The 5409-nt window shown below is 47.6% G+C and carries 6 protein-coding genes; all 6 read left to right on the top strand.

Features of this window, described 5'->3' with window-relative positions; all coding sequences use genetic code 11:
• The first annotated feature begins 220 nt into the window (after nucleotides 1–220).
• The 6 genes from M0Q40_12345 to M0Q40_12320 all read left to right on the top strand — a co-directional run bounded on the left by M0Q40_12345 (nucleotide 221) and on the right by M0Q40_12320 (nucleotide 5310).
• The gene (locus M0Q40_12345) at nucleotides 221–736 is read left to right on the top strand and encodes a nitroreductase family protein (protein MCK9223379.1); all 516 of its coding nucleotides are present in this window, start codon (nucleotides 221–223) and stop codon (nucleotides 734–736) included.
• Nucleotides 737–751: 15 nt separating this feature from the next.
• Nucleotides 752–1201: a VanZ family protein gene (locus tag M0Q40_12340; GenBank protein ID MCK9223378.1), complete on the top strand. Its 450-nt coding sequence runs from the start codon at nucleotides 752–754 to the stop codon at nucleotides 1199–1201.
• 32 nt (nucleotides 1202–1233) lie between these two features.
• The gene (gene dut / locus M0Q40_12335; GenBank protein ID MCK9223377.1) at nucleotides 1234–1668 is read left to right on the top strand and encodes a dUTP diphosphatase; all 435 of its coding nucleotides are present in this window, start codon (nucleotides 1234–1236) and stop codon (nucleotides 1666–1668) included.
• Between the two features lie 370 nt (nucleotides 1669–2038).
• On the top strand, nucleotides 2039–2803 hold the full coding sequence (locus M0Q40_12330; protein MCK9223376.1) for a hypothetical protein: 765 nt from the start codon (nucleotides 2039–2041) through the stop codon (nucleotides 2801–2803).
• A gap of 387 nt (nucleotides 2804–3190) precedes the next feature.
• A complete protein-coding gene (locus tag M0Q40_12325) occupies nucleotides 3191–4495 on the top strand; it encodes an efflux RND transporter periplasmic adaptor subunit (GenBank protein ID MCK9223375.1) in 1305 nt (434 codons plus the stop codon).
• Nucleotides 4496–4497: 2 nt separating this feature from the next.
• Nucleotides 4498–5310 (top strand): efflux RND transporter permease subunit, encoded by an 813-nt coding sequence (locus tag M0Q40_12320; protein MCK9223374.1) that lies wholly within the window; start codon nucleotides 4498–4500, stop codon nucleotides 5308–5310.
• Nucleotides 5311–5409 lie beyond the last annotated feature (99 nt).

The raw sequence follows: 5409 nt of genomic DNA, 5'->3' as shown, positions 1-5409 counted from the left end.
GACTTCGTCTGGTGGATTGTCGAACCTGTTCAACAGACTCAATGAAGGTACCACTTTCTAGCACGTAAGGAACCGAGCCGACTTGGAGATGGAGCCTCTACCCGCTAATCGTTGACTCACTCCAATTCCGCCCTGTAATTGAATCAATTCCCACTCCTATGGTATAGTATATCTAGTTGCGGACCCACCATAGTCCGTATGTATCAGGAGGGGGTTAACTATGGATTTCCTGAGTTTGGCAACTAAGCGAAGAAGCGTCCGAGCCTTTTCCTCACAACCTGTTGAAAAAGCAAAACTTAGTATGGTTTTGGAGGCAGCCCGATTGGCACCTTCAGCCAACAACAAACAGCCCTGGAAAATGATCGTGGTACAAGATGCGGAAAAACGGAAAAGACTAGTTCAAGTCGCCGGTGGCCAAGGATTTGTCGGGGAAGCGCCGGTTGTAATCGTTGCGGTGGCCCTTGAGCCTGAACGTATGATGTCCTGTCAAGTACCTCCCTATGCTGTTGATGTCGCTATTGCAGTAGACCACATTACCTTGGCAGCTGCTGCTTGTGGACTGGGTACTTGCTGGATTGGGCATTTCGATCAAGACCAGGCAAAACAACTGCTGAACATACCAAGGGAATATAAAGTGGTGGCGTTGCTGCCCTTAGGTTACCCAAAGATTCAGGAGCACAGACCGAAAAAACGCAAACCCCTAGATATGCTGGTGGAATGGGACAGCTGGTCCTAGAAAGGTCACACAGATATGATAAGAGCCCGCACGATTCTCGGGTGGTTTGGTTTCTTTGGCTATATCCTCATGGTCGTTATTGCATCGAGGGAACCACAGTTTACAGCATCCTTTATGGTATCAGTACTGGGTAACCATTTCCCGTGGCTGACACTGGAGCAAAAGTACTTTACTGTAACCCTTGTTCGGAAATTAATTCATCTTCTAGCCTATGGAGGATTGGCACTTTGTTGTTTTTTCGCGAGTGCGGGCACAAGACCATTAAAGCGAAGGCCTTTCTTAGCTGCCTTTGTCTTAAGTCTGTTAGTAGCAGGACTGGATGAGTTTCTTCAGTTCTCTCAGGCCGGAAGAACCGGCAGCTTACTTGACGTTGGAATTGATAGTCTTGGTATTATCATCGCTTTGCTATTGACCAACTTTGTCCAAGGTAAGGTAAATCGTAAGCAAGCAGAGCAAGACAGCTAGCTAATCATCTAAAAAGGACTGGTAAACATCCAATGAATCTCACTCTAAATGTCAAGCTCATTTCGCCTAAGGCGAGGCTACCTGAATATGCCCACGAAGGGGACGCTGGTTTGGATCTTTTCTCTGTTACAGACACCGTGATCCAACCAGGAGATGTGGCATTGGTAGGTACCGGCATCAGTATCCAACTGCCGCCAGACACTGAGGGGCAGATCAGACCAAGGAGTGGTTTGGCACTGAAGCATCAGATCACCGTCCTAAACAGCCCGGGCACCATCGATCAAGGATATCGGGGAGAGCTTAAGGTCCTTTTAATTAATCACGGTAAGGAGCCATTTCCCGTGGCATGTGGCACTAAAATTGCACAACTTGTCATCACCCCAATCCACCGTGTTAGGGTGAAGACCACAACTAAATTAAGTGATACCGACCGAAAGGATGGGGGGTTTGGTTCAACAGGTATCTAGCAACTTTTCTTGTCAAGAACAAGAGGGCATTACAAAAGGTGAATGCAGCGCGAAGGGGCAGAGGTGCTGCAGACCGCTATATGCAGGGAAATAGCAGAGGTTGTTCGAGAATGTATGCACTAAGCAGAGTCCACCACAACCCCAGCTAGTTTTAGAATACCCCGGGGAGTCATTGACGGTTAATCACCCCGATTTTCTAATTGGATGTTACTGTCGCAAGTAAATTAGGAGGAAATCCCACCGGTCATGGCGAATTTTCTACTATGTGTCCAAATACACGAGAACATGTCCTTGGACAGACTGCACTTAGGAATGGTCACGTAAAAGGTTGATGCTTAAGTACCACGTGATAATTAGGGAGGCTATTTAAATGGGAAACTCGGATGTAATACGCGCAGGGATTATGGGGTTAGTACTACTAGTAATCGTAGGATTTCTGGCATTACCCCTTCCGTCTACTATACAAATTAGAATCTTTAATCATATTCACTTCGCCTTGCTTTATGTTTTGGCCGTTGTGGGCGTCATTCTTCTGCTTGAACAGATCATTAACCTGTTTACAAAGAAGAAGCCGGCTCGCAGAGCATGGGTTATGCTCCTATCTGCAATCATACTAGCCTTGGGATTAGCACACATTTTAACTGCGAAGATGTCTGTAATCCATATCGTGGGAAGCTATGATAAACTTCTTAACGAAAGTCCTTGGACCATTCTTAAAACCCATATCAGTGAGGCAGCGTTCCTTGACAAGCTCATGTTAATATCCGTATCAGGGGTCGCACATACAGCCTTGGGACTAGTTGTTCTTTTGCTGGAGATTCTACGGGGAATGCAGGCTAAGAAGTCCGAGATGACCTTTGCGGAAAGTATTCTATTCAGTACGTTTATCCTTGGCGTTACCAGTTTACTTGTATTTGTACGGAACCTCTCCGTGCGCAGTGCATGGAGACGCAACTTTGACCTTGTGGCTCCAGCAATTATCCAGCCCGGTGAAATACCTACCGGTGTAACAAAGGGTGTACTGAATGTCATTCAGTGGACGATCAAGGCTCCATTCATTATCCTTGGTATCAGTCTAGTCATTAGTGTTATCACCTATGTGTTCTACAGACTTCGCCAAACAAAAACCGCTTAAATTGTTTTGATACTCAAAAGGCCCCGCACAAACACGGGGCCTTTTTTGATCCCCGCACAGTGGGTTGCCTTCTTAGCCAATGAAAACACCTGCTGAAGATTTTCGGGACTTGCATATACCTTAAGTCCCATGCATACCATGGTAAATGAAAACTATACGATCACTAATTGACAGATGTGACAGGCGTTGGTATACTTGTATTGAAGCACTGACTGACCAGTCAGCCAGTCCATTCATGTGCGTTCCTTTGCATCCTTAACGACCATGCGACTTTTCTTTGTAAATCTCATTCTTCATTACTCTGATAGTGCTGAACTCACCTGTTACATCTTGCTCATCTAGGAGGTGAAGACGCAAGGACTTTCGTGCTTTAGAAGCAAGGAATTGATGCGTCAAGTGACTATGAAAAAAAGACTACTTCTTATTGCCTGCCTGGTACTTCTATTTGTGCTTGTTATTTCCAGTGGCGCCTATATTGGACTTTTGAGGGGAGAAATCAATCGCCTCCAAGGTCAGGTCCCCGCAAGCCTGGAAACAGAACAAAAAGGGATGCTGGTGACGGCAGTCCCAGCCAAGGCGGAACTGTGGCGGGAAAGCATTACCTATCATGCAATTGTCGAGCCCAATCGTCAGGTAGCTGTCATTCCCAAAATCCCTGGGAAAGTACAGCAAGTTGACTTTGCCGTAGGGGATCGGGTTCAGAAGGGAGACTTCCTCTTTTCTGTATCCGCCGATGAACTACAGGTTCAATTGAAACAGGCAGAGGCTGCCGTTGCTTTGGCCGAAGCAACATTCGCCAAGGTCCTTAAGGGCGCAAGACCTGAGGAACGAACCCAAGCCCAAGCCATGCTTGATCAAGCGACGGTCGCCTTTGAGACTGCGGAGCTGGCTTACCAACGATCGCAAATACTCCACGCGGAGAAAGTCATTTCAAACCAAGAGCTGGATCGCATCAAAACCCAGTACGAAGGGGCGAAGTCCCAGATGATTGCCGCAAAGCAGCAATTAGCCATGATCGATGAAGGCGCCAAGGAAGAGGATATCCAAGCAGCTAAAGCTCAACTCGCTCAAGCCGAGGCGGCCCTTGAGTTGGTTCGCCTAAATCTGGCCGATACCCAGGTCTGCGCCCCCATCGGTGGGGTAGTTGCTCACCGGGCAGTGGAAGTGGGTGCCATGGCATCAAACACATCCATGGCGTGTGTAATTGTGGATATTGACCAGGTCAAGGTCCAAGTAGGTCTTGTTGAAGGCGACATGGTGAAAGTAACCCTGGATATGCCAGTGGAGGTTACTGTAGATTCCATTCCCGGAGAGGTTTTCCATGGCAGAATCGAATCAATCTCACCGGTGGCTGACCCGCAAACAAGGCTTTTTTCTGTGACAGCTGTGCTCCCTAACGAAGCGAATCAATTAAGACCCGGTATGTATGCCAAGGTCCACATCATCTGTGATCAGTCTGAGGAATTGACCATACCAAGCAAAGCTCTATTTGAAGACGACCACGGCCACTATGTATGGACAATACATCAGGGAGCATGCCAGAAGCGCCGGATCCAGATCGGTTTAGAAAGGAATAGGAGAATACAGGTCTGCTCCGGGCTTGTTGAAGACGAAATCATTATTACCAGAAGCGAGGGAGTCCTTACCGAGGGTAAGGCCGTACTGGTAACGGAACACTTCGGGGAGGAATAACCTTGAGTTTACCACAACTCGCTGTCAAAAGACCGGTCACTATCGTTATGTTGGTCCTGATCGTACTCCTTTTAGGATTTGTGTCGTTCAACCATCTTTACATGGAGTTACTACCGGATCTGGAGATTCCCGTGGCTACGGTCATCACCGATTACACCGGAGCCGGGCCCCAAGAAATAGAGAACTTAGTAACCCGACCCATTGAGGAAGTACTGAGTACAGTGGGCAGTATTGAGTCAGTAATTTCCCGCTCCGAACGGGATCAGTCCTTGGTGATTATCCAGTTCGACTGGGGAACCGACATGGATTTTGCCCTTCTAGAAGTCAGGGAGAAAATCGATATCATCAAACCATACCTCCCCGAGGATGCAAAGACTCCCCGGGTATTTAGGTTTAACCCCAATGCCTTTCCTATCGTGGAAATCGGGTTGTTTGGCGATCTACCCAGTCATGAACTTCGTCATATTGCCGAGACCCAGATTAAGAATCGCTTGGAGAGAATTGATGGCGTCGCCTCTGTCGAAGTGGTTGGCGGAAGAGAAAGAGAGATTCACGTCCGTCTCGACCCAGGGAAGATGCAAGCATATAACATTGGGCTTGATCGAGTGGTGCAAGCGTTAGCTGCCGCAAATCTCAATCTGACAGGAGGTCAAGTGCAACAGGGTAGTCGAGAGTACCTTGTCCGCATCGAAGGACTATACAACTCTGTGTCGGAGATCGAAGATGTTGTGATCATGGCAAGTGCCGCCGGTGTAAGACGGATCAAGGATATAGCCACCGTAGAAGATTCATTCAACCTAGATCAGGCAAGCTGATTTGCCAAGGCTGATAGTATTGCTAGTTTGCATGGCCTTTCAGGATCACAAAAAGTGAGTAGATTTCTTTAAGTTCGTATGGCGATAGTCTCTTCCTTG

The sequence above is a fragment of the Limnochordia bacterium genome (genome assembly GCA_023230925.1).
Taxonomy (GTDB): Bacteria; Bacillota; Limnochordia; order DUMW01; family DUMW01; genus JALNWK01.
Note: the sequence above shows the minus strand (reverse complement) of the source record. Positions and strands in the feature narration are given on the sequence as shown.